This is a genomic window from Algoriphagus sp. (genome assembly GCF_046296635.1).
Lineage (GTDB): Bacteria > Bacteroidota > Bacteroidia > Cytophagales > Cyclobacteriaceae > Algoriphagus.
The window spans coordinates 46,863-66,714 of sequence record NZ_JBKBKZ010000002.1 but is presented as its reverse complement, the minus strand read 5'-3'; the positions used below and the strand labels follow the sequence as shown (position 1 = coordinate 66,714).

17 protein-coding genes are annotated in these 19,852 nt (G+C 41.3%); 5 read left to right on the top strand and 12 right to left on the bottom strand.

Features of this window, described 5'->3' with window-relative positions; genetic code table 11:
- Nucleotides 1–61: 61 nt before the first annotated feature.
- Entirely contained in the window at nucleotides 62–1,693 is a 1,632-nt protein-coding gene (locus tag ACK4HU_RS02440; RefSeq protein ID WP_409803256.1) for a sulfatase, read from the top strand.
- A gap of 180 nt (nucleotides 1,694–1,873) precedes the next feature.
- Nucleotides 1,874–3,043 carry a hypothetical protein gene (locus ACK4HU_RS02435; protein WP_409803255.1) on the top strand — a complete coding sequence of 390 codons (1,170 nt, stop codon included), beginning with the start codon at nucleotides 1,874–1,876 and terminating at the stop codon, nucleotides 3,041–3,043.
- Nucleotides 3,044–3,119: 76 nt separating this feature from the next.
- Here ACK4HU_RS02435 and ACK4HU_RS02430 read toward each other — a convergent pair whose 3' ends face one another.
- On the bottom strand, nucleotides 3,120–4,628 hold the full coding sequence (locus tag ACK4HU_RS02430) for a sulfatase (RefSeq protein WP_409803254.1): 1,509 nt from the start codon (nucleotides 4,626–4,628) through the stop codon (nucleotides 3,120–3,122).
- A gap of 230 nt (nucleotides 4,629–4,858) precedes the next feature.
- Between ACK4HU_RS02430 and ACK4HU_RS02425 the strand changes: the two genes are divergently transcribed.
- The 3 genes from ACK4HU_RS02425 to ACK4HU_RS02415 all read left to right on the top strand — a co-directional run bounded on the left by ACK4HU_RS02425 (nucleotide 4,859) and on the right by ACK4HU_RS02415 (nucleotide 8,239).
- Nucleotides 4,859–5,986 (top strand): Fic family protein, encoded by a 1,128-nt coding sequence (locus tag ACK4HU_RS02425; RefSeq protein ID WP_409803253.1) that lies wholly within the window; start codon nucleotides 4,859–4,861, stop codon nucleotides 5,984–5,986.
- A gap of 878 nt (nucleotides 5,987–6,864) precedes the next feature.
- Nucleotides 6,865–7,086, top strand: coding sequence for a hypothetical protein (locus tag ACK4HU_RS02420; RefSeq protein ID WP_409803252.1), 222 nt, complete (start codon nucleotides 6,865–6,867; stop codon nucleotides 7,084–7,086).
- A 61-nt stretch (nucleotides 7,087–7,147) separates the two neighbouring features.
- Nucleotides 7,148–8,239, top strand: a complete 1,092-nt coding sequence (locus tag ACK4HU_RS02415) for a 6-bladed beta-propeller (protein WP_409803251.1) — start codon at nucleotides 7,148–7,150, stop codon at nucleotides 8,237–8,239.
- A gap of 335 nt (nucleotides 8,240–8,574) precedes the next feature.
- Here the strand turns inward: ACK4HU_RS02415 and ACK4HU_RS02410 are convergent, their stop codons facing one another.
- From ACK4HU_RS02410 to ACK4HU_RS02360, 11 genes are all read right to left on the bottom strand, one after another.
- On the bottom strand, nucleotides 8,575–9,375 hold the full coding sequence (locus ACK4HU_RS02410; RefSeq protein ID WP_409803250.1) for a glycoside hydrolase family 25 protein: 801 nt from the start codon (nucleotides 9,373–9,375) through the stop codon (nucleotides 8,575–8,577).
- 178 nt (nucleotides 9,376–9,553) lie between these two features.
- Entirely contained in the window at nucleotides 9,554–11,428 is a 1,875-nt protein-coding gene (locus ACK4HU_RS02405; protein WP_409803249.1) for an alpha-amylase family protein, read from the bottom strand.
- A 227-nt stretch (nucleotides 11,429–11,655) separates the two neighbouring features.
- The gene (locus tag ACK4HU_RS02400; RefSeq protein WP_409803248.1) at nucleotides 11,656–12,546 is read right to left on the bottom strand and encodes a phospholipase A; all 891 of its coding nucleotides are present in this window, start codon (nucleotides 12,544–12,546) and stop codon (nucleotides 11,656–11,658) included.
- A 59-nt stretch (nucleotides 12,547–12,605) separates the two neighbouring features.
- Entirely contained in the window at nucleotides 12,606–13,895 is a 1,290-nt protein-coding gene (locus ACK4HU_RS02395) for a M20/M25/M40 family metallo-hydrolase (protein ID WP_409803247.1), read from the bottom strand.
- 55 nt (nucleotides 13,896–13,950) lie between these two features.
- Complete coding sequence (locus ACK4HU_RS02390) at nucleotides 13,951–14,460, bottom strand: DUF1648 domain-containing protein (RefSeq protein ID WP_409803246.1); 510 nt, start codon at nucleotides 14,458–14,460, stop codon at nucleotides 13,951–13,953.
- 581 nt (nucleotides 14,461–15,041) lie between these two features.
- Entirely contained in the window at nucleotides 15,042–15,488 is a 447-nt protein-coding gene (gene tnpA, locus ACK4HU_RS02385) for an IS200/IS605 family transposase (RefSeq protein WP_409803245.1), read from the bottom strand.
- A 708-nt stretch (nucleotides 15,489–16,196) separates the two neighbouring features.
- A complete protein-coding gene (locus ACK4HU_RS02380; protein WP_409803244.1) occupies nucleotides 16,197–16,397 on the bottom strand; it encodes a dodecin family protein in 201 nt (66 codons plus the stop codon).
- 162 nt (nucleotides 16,398–16,559) lie between these two features.
- Nucleotides 16,560–17,210 carry a response regulator gene (locus tag ACK4HU_RS02375; protein WP_409803243.1) on the bottom strand — a complete coding sequence of 217 codons (651 nt, stop codon included), beginning with the start codon at nucleotides 17,208–17,210 and terminating at the stop codon, nucleotides 16,560–16,562.
- A gap of 93 nt (nucleotides 17,211–17,303) precedes the next feature.
- Nucleotides 17,304–18,074, bottom strand: a complete 771-nt coding sequence (locus ACK4HU_RS02370) for a S1/P1 nuclease (RefSeq protein ID WP_409803242.1) — start codon at nucleotides 18,072–18,074, stop codon at nucleotides 17,304–17,306.
- A gap of 59 nt (nucleotides 18,075–18,133) precedes the next feature.
- Nucleotides 18,134–19,324, bottom strand: coding sequence for a M20 family metallopeptidase (locus tag ACK4HU_RS02365; RefSeq protein ID WP_409803241.1), 1,191 nt, complete (start codon nucleotides 19,322–19,324; stop codon nucleotides 18,134–18,136).
- Nucleotides 19,305–19,847 (bottom strand): hypothetical protein, encoded by a 543-nt coding sequence (locus ACK4HU_RS02360; RefSeq protein ID WP_409803240.1) that lies wholly within the window; start codon nucleotides 19,845–19,847, stop codon nucleotides 19,305–19,307. Before ACK4HU_RS02360 ends, ACK4HU_RS02365 begins: the two co-directional genes overlap by 20 nt.
- Nucleotides 19,848–19,852: the final 5 nt, after the last annotated feature.

The window sequence follows — 19,852 nt, the reverse complement described above, 5'->3', positions numbered from 1 at the left end:
ACAACGGGTCAGATTTTTTCAAATTAAATTCTATCTTTTAAAATCAATAAACCCCCGAATTATGAAGACTTATCTTTTGGTGTTAACTATCCTTTTGATTTTTTCCTGCAAAAACAGATCTACTGAAACCAAAACCCTAGAATACCCCGATCGTCCAAATATCGTCTGGATTGTTTGCGAAGACTTGTCGCCGGAGCATTTGGAGACCTATGGTGGAACTGGTGGGAAAACCCCATTTTTGAATGCACTCGCCGCTGAGTCCGTCCAATACAATCAGGTCTTTGCCACCGCTGGAGTTTGCTCTCCAAGTCGCGCAGCCCTAATCACCGGTGCCTATCAAACTTCCATCGGCGCCATGCATATGCGAACTCTCGCGCCATCCGCAGCCGCAGGCGATGCTTACCCTCCTGGGTTCAAGGGGTATTCAACAGTTCTTCCCGAGGGAATGAAAACCTATCCCGAACTCCTCCGAATGGCGGGTTATTACACCACCAACAATTCCAAGGAGGATTACCAATTCCGAAGCCCGGTCACCATGTGGGATGAGAGCAGCAACAAGGCCCACTATCGAAACCGACCCGATCCCGATCAACCTTTTTTCGCAATTTTCAATTTCACTATAAGCCACGAATCTCAAGTTTGGGTGCGTGCCAATGAAGAGCTTTTGGTTGACCCTAAAGACGTAAAAGTTCCCCCAGTTTATCCAGACGACTCAATTTCCCGACATGTTTTGGCTCGATTTATCACAAATGCGATACGAATGGACATGCAGGTGGGAGAAGTGATCGCTCAACTCAAAGAAGATGGATTGTACGAGAATACGATCATTTTCTTCTATTCCGATCATGGTGATGGGATGCCTTACTACAAAAGAGAGCTTTATGATCGAGGTCTGCGAGCGCCCTTATTGATTAAAGCTCCTTTCCTCATGGGCGGAAGTTACTCAGAGGAATTGATCAGTTTCGTGGATTTTGCTCCGACTTTGCTTTCTCTTGCTGGGGTTCCAATTCCGGAAAGTATGCAAGGGCAGGCTTTTCTCGGTACACAAAAAGCTGAAGCTCCTAGAAAGTACAGCTTTGCAGCACGTGATCGAGTGGATTCAGAATACGATCGTGTTCGCGCTGTTACCGATGGCAGATTCAAATACATCCGCAACTATATGCCTGATAAGCCGAACTATCAAAATGTCCAGTATCGACTTCAAAATCCACTGATGGTGCATCTTTTGGAACTAAATGAGAAAGGGCTTCTTACTGAAAATCAGGCACGCTGGTTTGCTCCCACCAAACCGGGTGAAGAACTCTACGACACTCAATCCGATCCTTGGGAATTCAACAATTTAGTTGAGATTCCTGAGTATGCTGATAAACTCAAGGAGCTTCGCAAAGCACATGAAGATTGGATAGCTAAATATGGAGACTTGGGCGCCTTGAACGAAATGGAAATGGTCAGAAACTGGTGGGGAGGGAAAGATGAGCCCCCGATTACTGAGCCAGCCCAAGTCAAGTTTGAAAATGGAAAAGTGAGTCTGAGTTCGGCTACATCAAGTGCTTCCATCGGATATCGAAAATCAAAAAATGACAGCTGGAGAGTCTATGCAGCTCCATTTGATGGGAATCCAGGAGATTCACTTTATGTGAATGCTCATCGGATCGGCTTTGAGCCGAGTGAAAAAGCGGTAATAATCCAATGATAAAAATCCGATCCCATCTCATTCGTTAATTGGTGATGAGGCGGTGATGAATTATTTGAAACCGAAGTAAACACTTTCATTAGTGATTGATCAAAAAAATATTCTATTTACCTAATAGCGTTGGAATCAATTGATTAATCTCCTATTTTCACATGTCGTATTTTTAGTTAATTGTTTTCTATGGAAAATCGCCGATTAAAAAGTAGATTATTTGCTCTTGGAGCAGTCCTTTCAGCTTTGAGTAGCTGCGGTTCTGAAAAAGTAGAATCCGATAAACCAGTTGAGCTGGTTTTCGAGATAAGTGACTCCCTTCAAATCGATTTTTTGGGAGAAATGAGATTACAGGATTATGATCATGCCAGCGACCAATATCTCTTAGTCAGTGATCAATCTCAAAAATACCTTGAGGTGGACGGACAAGGTAAAATCGTACAGGATGTCACCCTGAGTACAGACGGGATTGATGCCGTTTCTACTGCATTGGGATATGCTTATGTCGAGGGGAAAGTTGTCGTCCTTACCCCTGATAAAGGATATATGAAATTTGAATCGGGAAAGAAGGTAGATGAGGTTAAGATTCCCTATTCTTTTTCAGCTTTTATGTTTTATCCCAAGCTTGACTTTTTTGAAATGGATAACAAAGTCATGTACCCGTATTTATGGCCAGATAGCAAAGTGATCGATTTTGAGAGCGGAGATTTCTATCAAAGCATGTATCAAGAACCTATCATGCAGGTGCTGGATATGACCACCAAAGATACGCTAGGCACAATGTACCTACCCGAAACCTCACCGCTGAAAGACGGAAAAGTCCATGGATTTCCAATTCCGATAGTCGCCCAAAAAGGCAATGAATGGCTACTCGGTATGTGGTTAGAACCGAGATTTTATGTTTACGCTCAAGAAGGAGATAAAATCACCTACCAAAAAACTATTGAGTTGGAAGTGCCAAACTGGGTAGGATATAAGGCAGTGGAGTCGTCAGCTGCAGGAACCTTTTTTGACGAAGTTCAAAAAATTTATGCTGCAACTTTAGAAGAACTTTTGGCGATGGACGAATATGTCTTAGCCATTTATAGAAAAGGAATTCCTGAGGAAAAGCTAGCAAGAATTGATCGTCGAACACCTGAAGGAAGAATAGAAATTCATAGAATGAATCCTTATTATGTCGCTGTCTTTGATAAAAACTACAAGTTGATTCAGGCAGATTTAACCTTACCCTCCGGAGTTAATGGCCCAACAGTAGTGAACAAAAACGGAGAATTGGTGACCTCCAAAAATCCAAGTTTATCTCCAGTCGAAGAGGATGGCATTATCCTCTACAAAATGAAATTAGTAGAAAAAGATTAGTTTGTCTCTTTGAAAACTAGTGCTCAAAGTGATTTTTCCCAATGCAAGTTTATAATTCAATTAGAAAACTAAATTATCATTTCGAGTCTGGAAAACAAGGAATCCCTTTTTGCGAAGCAGAACCAAACGGAGGGAAAATCCGGTATTCTAAGATTCGTTGAGAAACATCTGCATCTTTCATCTGGTAAGTTGGGGTGTAACGAACCTCATCCCAAAACGTCGAGCGTGGATCATCAGCTCGCAAATCACCAGTTACAGTCATCCATTGGAGCAAATCAGATTTCATCTTTGTCTTAATGGAAGAAAGTTTGGAGTCTGTAGCTAGGTTATTCAGCTGATAAGGATCTTTTATCACATCATACAGTTCTTCTTCTGGCCTTTGACCAAAGCTCAATTGGAAGAGATCCGGCTTGCCATCTGTAGCTTTTCCTGCCAGTTCCATGATCAAAAACTTGGTGATCGAATGGTCCACATCGCCAAATTGCCCTACCGACTGATGCACAGTAGGGTCCCCGGCAGGATGGCGCTCAGGCATGGGATTCCAGATATACAAATAATTCTGATCGCGAATTCCCCGCATAGGATAGCTCAAATCACCTTTCCTCACATTGGCGTGGCGCTCCCGCTCAAGAAATACCTGCGCTCTATCCTGCTTTTCACCTGATAAAAGTCCCCACAGAGATTGACCTGACATGCTATTTTGACTCAAACCTGCCGCTTCTACAAAACTTGGAGCCAAGTCCACTAAATTCACAAAAGCATCGATCACAGTCCCTGGCTTAACTTTTTCAGGCCATCGAATCGCAAGAGGCATTCGGGTTCCATAGTCGTAAAGATTTGCTTTTGCCCGAGGAAATGGCATCCCGTTATCACTAGTCATCACGATTATGGTGTTGTCCAATTCACCAATTTCTTTCAGCAGCGCGATGAGTTGACCACTCTCCCGATCAAAGCGTTCCACCTCAAAATAGTAATCCAAAATATCATTTCGCACGCAGTCATTGTCGGGGAAAAAGCCCGGGACAATTACATCCTGAAGCTTCATCCCGGATTGAATGCCAGTATTGGCCACATATTCCCGATGTGGATCCGAACTCCCAAACCAAAAAGTAAAGGGCTGATTTTCTGGTCTGTTTTTTATAAATGCTGCAAAGTCTTCATAGGATTTTCCTGCAGGATTGTCTGTGAATCCGGTGACTTTGTGATCTCCCGGTCCCCATCCCTTTCGAGTCGAACCTACGAAATAGCCATTTGATTCTAATATCTGAACGTAAGTGGGATTGGCATTCGGGAATTCGGACCAAAGGTTACCTCCATCACCATTTTGATGTGGATATCGACCCAATAAAATCGAAGCCCGAGATGGTGAGCAGGATGGCGAGGCGGTGAATGCATGTGTGTAAAGTGCGCCTTCCTTTGCCAACCAATCAAAAGTCGGTGTGCGAACCACCGGATCTCCATAAACTCCGGCATGTGGATAAGACCAGTCATCAGCAATGAGAAAGAGGATATTTGGCGGCTTACTCTCGATAGGCTTTTGAGCAGAGAAGAGGAAAATAAGCAAGGCATAACTGATCAAATTCATATGCTGTCATTTTGTGAAGTTGACATAAGTTACTTGAAAATGAGAGGTTGACAAAGGTAAATCCAACTTCAAAACTCTTGTTTTTTGAGGCTAATACCTTTTTAGACCTCAAAATTGAGGTCAGAAAACAACACTCACATTAAATTTTTGATTTTTTAAGGTTAAATGCTGAATCAAGCCTTGCATTTAAGGTCAGATTCTCTACCTTACATTAAAATAAAGGAATTTTAATGTCAGATCAGCTTTATCGAATTAATCCAGACCGGACCCTTCCTTGGAATAACCTTCCGAAACTTCCAATTAACGCTTCGTTTTACAGGGATTTGGACGTGTTTGAAAGTTTGGGAAAAGCAAAGGCCGCACTTGGGAAACTTCAAGGTCGCAGCATCGCTATTCCGAACCAAGGAATTCTGGTCAATACGATCAGTTTACAAGAGGCAAAAGCATCGAGCGAAATTGAGCACATTTTCACCACGGATGATGAATTGTACAAGGCATTCAGTGATGAGGCTTCCCAAATCCAAGGGCCCGCAAAAGAGGTCTTACGCTATCGGGAATCTATCTGGTCCGGACAGGAATACCTTGACCAACGACAGAGCTTCGATCTGGAATACTTCGAATTGATCTACCGCACGACCACGCAATATACTGATGGCCTGCGGAAGCCATTTGCACAAACTTACATCCGACAGGGAGGATCCGGACCGAATGCCGGCAAACCCATTTATACACCTCCTCGGGGAGAAGGTATTTTAGAAGATTTGATGGAGAATCTGGTCGAGTTTGTCAATCAAACACAGAATTCTGAACTCGACCCTTTGATCAAAGTGGCGATTGCACATTTGCAATTTGAGGCTATCCACCCTTTCCGTGATGGAAATGGCCGAACAGGTAGGATTTTCAACATTCATTACCTAGTTCAAAGTGGATTGCTCGATTTGCCAATTCTCTATCTGAGTAAATACATTTTGCGGGAAAAAGATCAGTACTACGCCAACCTCGCCGGGGTGACGCAACGGGCAGCTTGGAAGGAATGGTTTCTATTCTTATTTCGTGGAATTGAAGAAACTTCTCTGGACACTTTCCAGAAAATTACGGATATCCTTAACGCCAAGGAAGCCATTCTTAAGGTGTTGGAAAAGGAAACAAGCATCGCCCGACCTGAATCGATTTTGGAGGCAATTTTCACCCAACCCTTTACTAGGGTCAAGCATTTGGTTGACAAAAAACTCTATGCAGAAAACACCGCCCGCCAATACTTAAACCAACTAGTGGAACTCGGAGTCTGCGAAAAGCGGGAAATCAGTGGAGGACATTATTATTTGAATTTGGAGTTATATCGGATTTTGGGGAGTTAGCCGAGTTGAAATACTTCTTGCAAAGACGGTAAGGCGCAAAGAGTGGAATCTGATTCCTTTGAATTCCTGCTTTTAGAAACTGACTTGACAGCAAAACTTTGCGTCTTTCGCGGCTTAGCCAGAAAAAAATGATCCGATCGTTCAATCTCCAGATTTTAATCTGATAAGCGAAAGGTTTTGATTTTAGATCCATTGATAGGTTCTCGAGCTTCCAAACCTCGAATAGCGGTTGAACTTAGCCAAGTTGAAATACTTCTCGCAAAGACGGTAAGGCGCAAAGAGTGGAATCTGATTACTTTGAATTCCTGCTTTTAGAAAATGACTTGACAGCAAAACTTTGCGTCTTTCGCGGCTAAGCGAGAGAAAAATAATCCGATCGTTCAATCTCCAGATTTTAATCTAATAAGCGAAAGGTTTTGATTTTAGATCCATTGATAGGTTCTCGAGCTACCAAACCTCGAATAGCGGTTGAACTTAGCCAAGTTGAAGTACTTCTCGCAAAGACGGTAAGGCGCAAAGAGTGGAATCTGATTCCTTTGTATTCCTGCTTTTAGAAATTGACTTGCCAGCAAAAATTTGCGTCTTTCGCGTCTTAGCGAGAAAAAAATAATCCGCTCGTTCAATCTCCAGATTTTAATCTGATAAGCGAAAGTTTTTGATTGCAAATCCCTTAATATGTTCTCGAGGCCCCTTAATCTACTCTTTTCTGGTAAAAAATAATTTAGTCAAATAATTATCCCAGATTCTAAAAAAAATAATTCTTAAAATAATTTCATGAATTAGTTGCATAATAATAATAATAACAATATAATTGTTACAACTGATGAGGTAGTCAGTCGCCGGGGATCTCAGCTTGTATAACATTAAATAATTTTACAATGAAAAAAATGCTTTTTGGGTTTTTGGGATTGGTTTTTATATCTCTGACCTCCTTTCCAACTTCAAATGCCTTGGCGGCTAACCCGTACAAAATCGTCTGGCAACACTGTGGTCCAGGCAGTGAAGTCACCATGGTTATCCGATGTAGACTAGTCGGCGGAGATGAGTGTTTTGCCAACTGGCAAGGCCATTGTGATGAAGGGCCAGGAATGGGAGGATAAAAATTTGTGTTTGCACCTTGGTAGAAAAAAACTAGCAAGGTGCTTTTTTAATTTTTGAATTATGTCTCGAACTGTACTAGCTATTATTTTATTATTATTTATTTCCTGCAAAAAAACCCCTGAGCAATTTTCATTTGAACCTAAAATTGCTGAAAAGCCGCTATTGGTCTCTGATATAGGTCAAAGTTTGGAAATTCTTGAAATTCAAACTAAATACCCAATCTCAGGTACGCCCACTATACTTAAGTCTGATCGATATTTCTATTTGTTTGAAGAAGGAATTGTTACTTCACTTCATCAAGTAGATATTGATGGAAAAGTCAGAAAAAGCATTGATTTCGGCCATGATGACAAGCTAAACGCAGATGGAATCACTCAAGTAATCTTAAGGAAAAATGGTGTAGGAGTAGTGACGATGGGTGAAAAGGTAATTTGGTTTGATGAGAATTTGGAAGAACAGGATACTGAAAAATTGCCATTTAAGGCAAATTTTCATTTCCCTATAACTGACGAAAAAATCATTTCCTTCAACAATCGTATTGATGATCAAGAAGATTATGACATCTTGATCCAGCAAAATGGAGAAATTGAGAGAGTACTTCCCATCCGAAAGGATGAATATAATTTTGTTTACAAATCCTATTCATCCTTTACTGAATGGAATGATAAAGTGCTTTTTTCTCAGACATTTAATGACACAATTTACGTTTTGGATCAGGAGGGATTTCGTCCGCTTTTCCACGTAGACTTCGGTTCCAATGCTGTAGCTGATCGACTTACTCAAATCCAACATCCTTTGGATATGCTGGCTTTTTTTAACGAAAGAAAATACCATTACCTGCCAGGTGAAGTCTATGGACTCGATGCCAATCGAATCCTATTCCAAATCAATGAAAAAGGGAAACGAAAAGTCGGTTTACTAGATTTTCAATCCAATGAATTGACTGTTTATCCGGGCATCGTTGACAACTCTATTTCCAACATGATTCTTTATTTTCCTCAAATTGCGTTGGATGGGGAATTATATTTTGGGATTTCTGGTGAACAGATTTTGGAGAACTATGATCGAATTCCTGACTCTTTCAAACATCGGCTTTCTACAAATTATGCGGAGTCCTATTTTATTTATCGACTTAAAATAAAACCAAGGTAATCACGACCTACAACGGAATATTTTTCTGATGAAATGATAGGGAAAATAAATCCATTGATAGGTTCTCGAGCTTCCAAACCTCGAATAGCGGTTGAACTTAGCCGAGTTGAAATACTTCTTGCAAAGACGGTAAGGCGCAAAGAGTGGAATCTGATTACTTTGAATTCCTGCTTTTAGAAAATGACTTGACAGCAAAACTTTGCGTCTTTCGCGGCTTAGCGAGAGAAAAAAATCCGATAGTTCAAGCTCCAGATTTTAATTTGATAAGCAAAAGGTTTTGATTACAAATCCTTGGATAATTTCTCAAGGTTGCAAACCTCAAGCAGCACACAAACCTACTGAATCAAAAGCCCTTCAAGTGTTTCTTCCCCACCTACCAAAACATTCAAATCTATTTTCTCCCCTATTCCAGGCAAACTCCCATTTTCTGAAAATTGCCAGATGATCCAGTCCTCCGTTTCCGGTTCTACGATCTGATTGTAATTGGCAACCCAAATCGGGTATTCATCAAATCCATGGTCATGAAGTACTTCCCAAAAAAACCGGTCTCCGGTGTAGATCATCGGCTTGACACCATAGTGTTCTTCGACGATTTTCAGCCAATTTTTCAATCCTTCCCTTAGCTTGTCTTTTGACTGAATCGTGCTGTGTTTTTCGATATCCAGTACAGGAATCATGTCACCGGATTTTAGCTTAGCAGTTTTAATAAAATTCTGAGCTTGCTGTGTGCTATTTTCATTAGGACGGTAATAGTGGTAAGCTCCTCTCTTGACAGGCAGCGGGCGAAACCCCTCCCAATTTCGAATAAATCGAGCGTCCACTCCATCTTTTCCCATGGTAGCCCGCACGACAACAAACTCGATTTGCTTATTCTGAATTTGGAGTTGAAGCCCCGCGAAGTCAATTCTTCCCTGATATTGAGAAACATCGATTCCCAAAATTCCCTCAGGATTATTTGAGAAAACATGCTCAAATTTCAAAGCCTCAGTAAATGGAGGAGCTTTTCGGGTAAAGTCGCCCATCTTACGCTCAATTTGGTTTCGGAATTTGAAGACTAAATACCCTGATCCCAAGGCCACCACAAAAATCAAAAAAGCAATCCAAATCCAGCCATTGGATTTTTTCTTTCGAGGCATGTTCTATTCTAAAATATTGGTTTTCCAAGCTTACCTAATTTGGAGTTTCACGTGGTTACGATCAGATTTTTGATATATGAATTGAGGATTACAAATCCATAGATAAAATCTCGAAGTCCCAAACCTCGAGAAGCAAGGCCTTCTTCCAAACTTCCTAGCTTCCCAACATCCAAACTTCCTAATCCCCAATCTCAAACACCGCCGACTCCAACGGACCAAAGTCCAAATCGAGCTCAGCACCGGACTCAGTCACTCGCAGCTTGGTTTTCTTTTTCCCAAACATCACTTCTTGAATTTCTCGCTCACCAACTTCCAGATCCCAAGCTTGAAGAAGTTCCGGAGAAAGTTTCAAGACTGTTTTTACCGATTGATTCTGGTCAAAATTAGTCACCACGATCAGTTTTTGGCTTTCATCCCAGCGCGCATAAGCAAAGGCTTTATCTGTGAAAGCGGGATTTTGATCACGATTGAAGGTGTGAAGCTCAAGGTATTCGCCCATCAGTGCTGAACTGTTTCTGGTAAAGTTCAGTACTTCGGAATAGTAGTTTCGCAGCGCTTTTTCATTGTCAGATAGCTGGCCTCCGTCAAATTTGCCTCCATTCATCCACTTCTGATGCTGAGGTACGCCGATGTAATCGAAGATCGAAGTCCGGCTTGGTTGCCCAAAGCCTGCCTTTTCCGCTCCAGGTTCGCCAACTTCCTGTCCAAAGTAAATCATAGTAGGCGCAGTAGAAACCGTGGCCGAAACGACCATCGCGGGCATTGCTTTCCATGGATCTCCGGCAAATTCCGGGCTCACGATTCGTTGCTCGTCGTGATTTTCCAAGAAGTGAAGCATGTGGTGCTCAATATCTTTCAGTCCTTCCAAGATCGAAACCAGATTATCCGTTAATCCATGGCCCTGAATGATATGCTTCAGTGTGTCGTAGAGCTCCACTTTGTCGTAGAGGTAATCCATTTTTCCTCTGTGGATATAATCCCGATACAGTGTGGGATTGTAGACTTCGGCTAATAGGAACGCCTCCGGATTGGTCATTTTGATATGAGAATTCAAATAAGACCAGAATTCCACCGGTACCATTTCTGCCATATCAAATCGGAATCCATCGACACCTTTCCCAAGCCAAAATTGGGTGATGTCCTTGAATTTTTTCCAGGAATCCGGCACTTCTTTTCCTTGCCAAAAGTCAAAATGTGCTTTCCAATCGAGGGAATCTGCACCTGCTGGTAATTCATCAAAATCTTTTACCCCATCAGGACTCACTCCGTAGTTGATTTTGACGGTTTCGTACCAATCATAAAAATCCGGTTGGGCTAGTCGAGAACCGTTTCCAGTCCATTTTGCAGGATTTTCCTCAAATTTTCCGTCGGCAAGTAGATGCTTTTCTCCTCCTAGAGGGAGGTAACCATTTTTTGCAGCAGGTACTTTAAATGCTTTTCCAGGTATGTAATAAAAGTTGTTATTCTTGGCATACTCGACGGTTTTATCATCATTTGATCCAAAGTCTGATACACCTTCAGGATTATTTTTTCCTTCATAAAAGCGCGAAACATGATTTGGCACAATGTCTATGATCACCTTCATGTCGTGCTTGTGAGTTCTGTCAATCAACGCTTCAAACTCTTCCATTCGCTTGGTCACATCCACTGCCAAGTCAGGATTGACTTGGTAGTAATCTCGAACAGCATATGGCGAACCCGCACGGCCTTTGATTACATCCGGATCATCTGAACTCACGCCGATTTCCGGAAAATCACCGATAACCCCATGATGTGGCACGCCAGTGTACCAAATGTGTGAGACACCCAACTTTTTGATTTCTTCCAAAGCTGAATCCGTGAAGTCGTTGAATTTCCCCACCCCGTTTTCTTCCTTGGTTCCCCAAGGCTTATTGGTTGTATTCGTATTGCCAAAAAGTCGGGTAAAAACCTGGTAAACGACTATTTTCTTTGGATTATCCATTTGTAATGTTGATACCTTAGGTTCATTTGTTTTACTACAGCTTATCAATCCAAGAAGCAAAAAAACTGTAAGCGTTTTAATTTTGAACATATTCATATGATTATAATTTTTTTTCTGCGGCCATACCTGCCTGCCGGCAGGCAGGTGGAATCTTCGCATGCATTCCCCGATAATTATCGGGGCATCCCTCTGTGTGTCGGATACGACATGCCTGTCTGCCACAGGCAGGCTCGATTTCATTTTCCAAATCTTAAGCGTGTATAGAGGAATGGAGTGAACTTGACTTTTTTAAGTTATCTGCGAATCTCTTCATTTTACTACCAATCGACAAATGAGATTCCCAAACCAATTGTCGTTTGTCTATGGTTGTAATCAATCATGGTCTCTCCGTACCCATCAAAAATCTGCAAATGCCCTCTCAGATTTGCTTTGATTGGGAAAACATAGTTCAGTTGAGCGCTACCTCGATTATTTTTCGCAGTGAGTGAGTTAGTGGCAATCAAATAAATGCTGTGATTTTTGAACGTATAAATCAAATTTGCTTCCCCCCTTCCAATAAAATCAGTGATCAATGGGTTTTCGTCATCCTCATCTGGGAGTCTAATCCATGGCCTGAATACCAATATCCAATTTCCGCGCTCTAATCCAGTATGAAAAATCACCCGATTCCAACTCCTTGACCTAGGAAGATCTCTACCGTTTGATTGGTGATTGAATGAGACTCCCAGAGTTCTTGCCTGAAATCCCAGAATATTGGCCTTAATTCCAAAATTAAGCATCATTTCCGGCTCATAATTTAATTCACGGAAAGGTCTGGAAACATTGACATTGTAGATTTGCCAGTGCGCTTTTTGAGTATAAGCAAGCCACAAGTCTCCATGTCCCCAAAATATGGACTGTAGAACTTTTGTTTTAAAACTTAATTGGAATTTGGCTTCATAATTATTGTATTCTGTTGGAGTAGGAACACTGTAATCAGGATTTTCGCTTTGAGGCTGATTATTGGGATTGCTCGACCATCGACCCGCGGTGATGTAAAATGGCTTATATGACGTAAGCCTGAAAGTTCCCTTTTTAAACTCCGGTTCCAACTCCCATCGCTCAGCCAATGATTTTGTGATTATTTTTTCTTGAGGCTGAATAAGATCCTGCGCATTAGAGGATATGCAAATCCATACTAAACAAAATAAAAATAAATTCTGCTTCATATCATTTTCAAATTAGGCTGTCGGAACCAGTCTTAGGTTCCTAAGCTTTTTAGTTGAATCTATCTTGTCAATCTGTAAAGAAAAATCGTATTCCTTTTGATCAAATCCGCAAACTGCTTCATGTTGATCGTTTCTCCTGGAGCATGTGCTCCGGTTCCTGAAGCACCTAAACCATCTAAACAGTCCATGAATTCGGCAACAAATGAAATATCTCCAGCACCCCGGCTTCCGGGATCTCCAGGCTTTACTGGCCCATATCCCATGTCTTGACTTACCTTATTTAGGAATTCAGCCAAGGCGTAGTTGCCTTCCGTCGGCTCCATAGAAGGGATGTAATCTTTGAAAGTGATTTCGGCATCAGTCTGGTGAAGGTTTTTGGAGACAATTTCTCGCATTTTGGCACGCGCTGCTTCTTTTTGGGATTCTCCCAAAAATCGTAAATCCCCTGTTACGATGGCTTCTCTGGCTACGATATTGGTTTTGCCCAAAGCGAATCCTTTTCCTGTAATTTCATCCAAACTCACGTCCGACCCACCGATAAATTGACCCGGATTGAATGTCAAATACTTTTCTCCAGCCAAAGTTTCCCGGAATTCATTGAGAATTCGGGCAGCTTCATAGATAGCACCATAACCCGCACTTTGACCAAAAACCCCACTGGAATGCGACTGTCTTCCGCTTGTCTTGAGCGTCCAGCTTCCGGCTCCTCGTCGAGCAACAGTCACTGTGCTGAAGCCTTGTGCCGTTTCATAACCCAGAGCGATATCGTGCTGCTTTGCTCGCTCGATAAAATCTTTTCTGGACAATTCCGGATTCCCAGAACTCTCCTCATCCCCATTAAAATAGGCTGTAATTGTGCGGTCCTTTAGGAGTCCAAGTTCATGTAGGGCTTTCAGACTAGCGAACACCAACACATCGCCTCCTTTCATGTCATTTGCTCCTTGGCCGGTGGCGGTGCTGTCATTTAGATAGGTGAAAGGAGAAAAGGGCATGTCCTTTTCGAATACCGTATCTAAGTGTCCGATGAGAAACAGTTTTTTACCTTTTGTGCCCTTTCTTGTGGCAACGAAATGACCAGCGCGGTTGACTTCGCTTGGAAGTTCGATCCATTCAGTTTGGAAGCCAATTTTTTTAAATTCTCGTTCGAAAACTCTTCCGACTTCTCTTACACCTTCTTTATTCAGCGAACCCGAATTGATATTAATGACCTCTTCCAGCAGTGCTAGCGTTTCCTTGTAGTTTTTATCGATCAGTTCGATGAGTTTTTGCTCGTCTTTATTGAGTTTTTGCTGCGCAAAAGTCAAGAATGGACCAAAAGCCAAAATCAGGAAAAAGGTGAGTTTCTTCATGGGAGGAAATTAGGTGAAAAAGCGGGAGTGGGCAAATATATAAGAATGGGAATGTTCAATTGAGACCTTCCTGATTTCTAAACTTTATCATATCCGGAATCACATAAATCAGAGGAATTCCGAAGAGCAAACCTAAAGATACCACTTTGAAATATTTTGGAAGTTGAGATTGAACACCCAAACCGATTTGCGCCGATTGATAGGTCAGAAAAGCAAAAATGCAGACCATAACCACATTTAGTATCCGCAGCATTCGGGCATATTTCCGCTGGTAGCGTTCTGCGGTTTCAGGATTTGGTTTAAAAGGCAGATTGATTACACTGGGAACATTGCTAATTAATCCAATAACCATATAAAGTATTAAGCCCATAATTGGCAAGACCCAGATTATTCCTTTTGCACTATAAGCATCCGGCACACCATCCGAACCATAATGACGAGGTAATGAATCGGGCAAAGACTGATAATTTAAAGCCAGAAGAGGGAAGGTGGTAAGAATTACAAAAATTCCTGTGATTTCAATAATGATATCTAATGGGTGTTTTTTCAATTTTGAAAAGGGCATGAATTTCAAATTTAACAATTGGAATTATAACTGATTTAAAATCTTACTCAACTGAATTTTACAGTTCGTGCCTTCAGCACTCGGGTGAAAATCTCAATGGAAAGACCCAGAATTGCATTCTGGGCTATTACGGAGCGTGCCGTTGGCACTTTTACTAATTCAATCTTGTAAATAAGCAATTATCCAAGGATTTTAAAGCGCTGAAAGCGCAGCCTGTAACAGCCCCAAATGCAATTTGGGGTCAATCATGTCACCACATTACCATAGCCCTGAAGGGGCGATCTTTAGTTAATATTTTTAAAAGAATATTGGTATTGTTTTTTGACAAATAATGCCCTCAGCACTTCCGAAAATATTCATTTCATTTCAAACCCAGAATTGCATTCTGGCCTGCCTGTAGGCAGGGCTATCACGGAACGTGCCGTTGGCACTTTTACAAATTCAATCTTGCAAATAAGCAATTATCCAAGCTTTTTACAGCGCTGAAAGCGCGTCCTGTAACAGCCCCAAATATAATTTGGGGTCGATCATGAAATGTCAATACCAGAGCCCTGAAAGGGCGATTTGTAATTTTGCCAAAATTAATCCCATACATATTGTTCATCATACTCCACCTTATATTCTTTTAAAAACCGCCTATACTCGGTTTGAAAATCTTCTTTTATGTGATGTTCAGGTTGGTTCTGAATGTATTTTCTTACCGTTTCAACTTTGGATTGGCTAACAGAAAATGCACCATATCCCTTTTGCCAGGCAAAATTTCGAACTCCCATTTCTTTAATTTTTGCCGAACTTGGGATCTTGACATTTTTCACTAAATCTGCTATTGTCTGGGTTCTAGGTAAGGTACAAAGCCAATGAATGTGGTCTGGCATCATAAAAATCTCTTCAGTAAAACTTCCAAGATTTGCCCCTACCTCAACAAAATATGCCTGAGCATTAGGTCGGATTTCCTCTGAAACATGTGCAACCCGGTTTTTGGTAGAAAATATGATGTGAAGGTAAACTTTGGCTAGAGATTGAGGCATGGCTTAAAAATCTATGGTTTAAAAATAAATACAGATCGTGCCGTTGGCACCCTGAAAATAACAATTTCATCCGAAACCCAGAATTGCATTCTGGGCTATTACGGAGCGTGCCGTTGGCACTTTTCCCGATACTATAAATTATATAAAAATTGATCGAAATTGAAATAGCGCTGAAAGCGTGTCCTGTATCAGCCCCAAATGCAATTTGGGGTCAATCGCGAAATGTCAATATCAGAGCCCTGAAGGGGCGGTCTATTTTGTTGGTATATTAAAATGGATATTCCAATATTTTTTCCTCATATCGAGCCTTCAGCACTTGCGAAAATATTCATTTCATTTAAAACCCAGAATTGCATTCTGGCCTGGATAAAAGGCGGTAGACAGGGGTTTTACAGAACGTGCCTTTGGCACTATTTCAAATACTAACAATTTATACAAATATGATCGAACTTGAAATAGCGCTGAAGGCGCGCCCTGTAACAGCCCCAAATCCAATTTGGGGTACAAAAACGATTTAAATGATAGTGAGCTCTGAAGCGAAAGTCCCGTTGAGCGAAAGCGGTTTCGGGAGGGCGACCTGTAATGTTTGCCTCATTTAATCCCAAACATATTGTTCATCATACTCCACCTTATTTTCCTTTAAATACAAAGCTCGGGATAAAAAAAAAGAGCGACAATTGCGCTCTTTTTAACTCAAATCATTTCTAATCAATCAACGCGAAACGAAATATTACAAATAACCCCGTAGGAACTTACTTTACCGTCCTTCACGTGCGCTTTGATATCTTTTACATAAACCGAATCAATATTTCGAACAGTCTTGGAAACCTCAGCTACTCCTGTTTGAATGGCATCCTCAATACTAATCTCAGAAGTTGCGATCACCTCAATTACTTTTACAATAGACATAATTATTTGGATTTTATGGTTAAAAGCGCCCTCTTTCATTCAAAGTGATGGAAATCAAAAATAAGATCTTAATCACAAAAAAATCCGGGTGCTCTTTTTCAATTTACCTCTTTAAATCCGCATATCTTAAAATGTGACGATTTATCTACTGGAATAAAAAAACTACCCTTCAATAATCCGATTCTTCACAGCCTTTTGTACTGCCTCCAACTTGCTGTGGACTTGGAGTTTCTGGTAGATATTTTCCAGATGCTTTCGGACGGTTTTGGGTGAAATGAATAGATTTTCACCGATTTGATTGTAATTCAAGCCTTTTGAGGTCTGTTCCAAGATTTCGACTTCTCTGCTTGTAAGCGAAATTTCTTCTTTTTTCTCTTCAAAATGTGGCGGATTTCGAAGAAACTTCAGTGTTTTTAATGCGATCGAAGGTGTCATAGCAGCCCCACCATCAAGGGTATCTAGAATCCCCTGGTGCAAGGTTGGAGGATCAACTTCCTTGAGAAAATACCCATTTGCGCCAGCTTGAATGGCACGGAAGATATTCTCGTCATCGTCCATAACTGTCAACATGATAATCTTGATATGCGGATACTTTTGGGTGACTTTTTCTACCGTTTCTATCCCATTCATTTTTGGCATTTCGATATCCATTAAGATTAAATGGATATTGGGGTTTTTTTCCAATTTTTCTAAAAACTCCAAACCATTAAACCCATGAAATTTGACCTCGATATCTGGAAAAATCGAGAGTTTATCCAGAATCGCTTTTAGCAGAAAGCTGTTGTCCTCGGCAATGGCGATTTTTATTGACATTGAAGTTTAGAAAAATGAGCTATGCAGGACTAAAATAAAAAAACGACCTTCATCATCCAAAGAGACAAAGGCCGTTTTCAAAAAAGTTTTTTCTTAATAAATCTCTTCAAGAATTTGAGCTAATCTAATGCTCGCAGCAACTAATCTTTCTTCGGCAATTTTATAATTTTCATACATGTACGGGTAACTGATTCGCTTATTTTCAGGAAGATTATAGATCATAGGTCTATAAGAGACGGCTTCTTTTAGCCAATCTTCCATAGAGCCTGATCTGTATTTTGCCTTCATTTCTGGAGTCAGTCTTTTGAATAGTTCATTCCCAATCTCAGTATAGCTCATGCCCTGTCTCTCGATCATGCCACTGTCCCAAAGGGCATGGAGATTAGTTGGCTGATTGAAAAACTCGATTTTCACATCATTTCCTCCTCGGTCATCACCTGTGCCCACGTGAAGCGGCTGATGAATATCCTCTACCATGTGTATCAACATTTTTAGCTTTTCAGCTTCAGTTTTTGGGTCAAGTCCACCAGCTTTTAATTCTGATTTCAATCGCTGAATGGCTTCAAATGCATCTCCTCCTTTTTCCTGTGTGGCAGGATCATACTCCCCGTTCTTGCTATTCAAATAATGCCAAGTATTGACATAGTCATAGTTTTTGTCCGACCTGATTTCATCCATCCAAGTGCCGCTACGACCCAAAGACATTGGATAAAGCACTTTCTCCACTTTCTTCCGAGTGGATTTCTTCATTTGTCTCTCAGCCATATAGCCGATCAGATAGTGTCCAATCTGACCCCAGGCAAATGCCTGAGAAATCATCAAGGAAAAGAATAATGTCAGGGTAAGTGCTTTAAAATTTTTCATTTTTTGGTTAGGAAAAAGGGAAGGTAAGTCATCTTCCGTCAAAGTAAGTTATATTAAGATTATGCTTTGGAAAGCTCTGAGACCGCCAACCACGCCATAAGGCCTGCGCCAATTTCGAGTGCATCTTCTTCGATATCAAAAGTGGGGGTGTGTACTCCTGAGGTGATTCCACGTGCTTCATTTCGAGTTCCGAGTCGGTAAAAGCAGCCTTCAATTTCCTGAGAATAGAAAGCGAAATCTTCCGCCGCCATCCAAATATCCAAGTCCAGCACATTTTCTTCACCTAAATATACCCTTGCTGCTTCCATGGATCTCGCTGTCAATTCTGGATCATTTTTCAAAAACGGATAGCCTTTTCGTATTTCAAAGTCCAATTCTCCACCCATTCCTTCCACTATTCCATGAGCGATTTGAAGCATCTTTTCATGTGCCTTTGCTCTCCAAACTTCGTCGAGCGTACGAAAGGTTCCTTGGATTTTCACTTCATTGGGAATGACATTAGTTGCTCCCAGCGCCTCAACACGGCCAAATGAAAGGACGGAAGGAATCTTAGGGTTAGCTACTCGGCTTACAATCTGCTGCAAAGCAACAATCATGTGGGAGGCTATCAAAACGGGATCAATGAAGGTTTCCGGCATGGCACCATGTCCACCTTTTCCTTTAACAGTGACATAGAGTTCATCTGTGCTAGCCATGTATAATCCAGGCCTGAAACCAACCTTACCTGCGGGGATAAAAGGCATCACATGTTGCCCTAGAATGGAGCTAGGTCGAGGATTTTCCAGCACCTTATCTTTGATCATCAAGGAAGCTCCACCTGGAACCAGTTCTTCACCAGGCTGAAAAATAAGTTTAATTGTTCCTTCAAACAGGTCACGAACTTCATGAAGGATTTTGGCTGCGCCTAAAAGTGATGCAGTGTGTGCATCGTGCCCACATGCATGCATTACTCCCGGATTTTGGGATTTATAGGGAACATCATTGGCCTCGATAATTGGCAAAGCATCCATGTCCGCACGCAGGGCAATTACTTTTATGTCAGGATTTTTCCCTTTTATAAGGACAGACCAACCTGTGGTTGCTTTTTGCTCGATTTCGGTAATTCCAATTTCTCTAAGCTTTCCAGCCACGAATTCCGCAGTCTTGAATTCTTGAAAAGAAAGTTCAGGATTTGCGTGGAGATATCTGCGATTGGAAATTACTTCTTCCTTATAGGCCTTGGCCAAAGATTTAATCTTGGAGAGGATCATTTTGATCGGTTGACGATTGCGAGTATTCTTTCCGCTGAAATCTATCTTGAGTTATTCGAGCACTAGGATATTGCCCTTTTAGTTGCGAGAAGACTTTTTGAGCTTCAATTTTATAAGTGTATTGACCCAATTTGACCAGATATCGTGGTTGTTGGTATTGCATTTCAGAGGGATAATCCGGATAATTCATCTTCAGGTCATCCTGAGTTTTGAATGCTTGATTTCGATCAATTCCTGAAAAAACCAATACGGTGTATCCATTGAAATACGGTTCAGATTTATTCTTTTGGGCAAATCTACTTTGGACTATATCGAGTTCAGAATCTACCGACTTCACAGAGCCAGAGCTAGTTGAAGACGAGATTTCTTCGGATGCGTTCCGAAAGTCAGGATATTGAGGCAAAGAACTGCTAAGGTCTTCCTGAAAGGTAGAAAAAGCATTTCCTCCACTATCCGAAGCCGGTCTTATGATTTTACAGCTGCTTATTAGCACAAGGAACCCAATAGCCCAAATTTTTCTCATTCTAT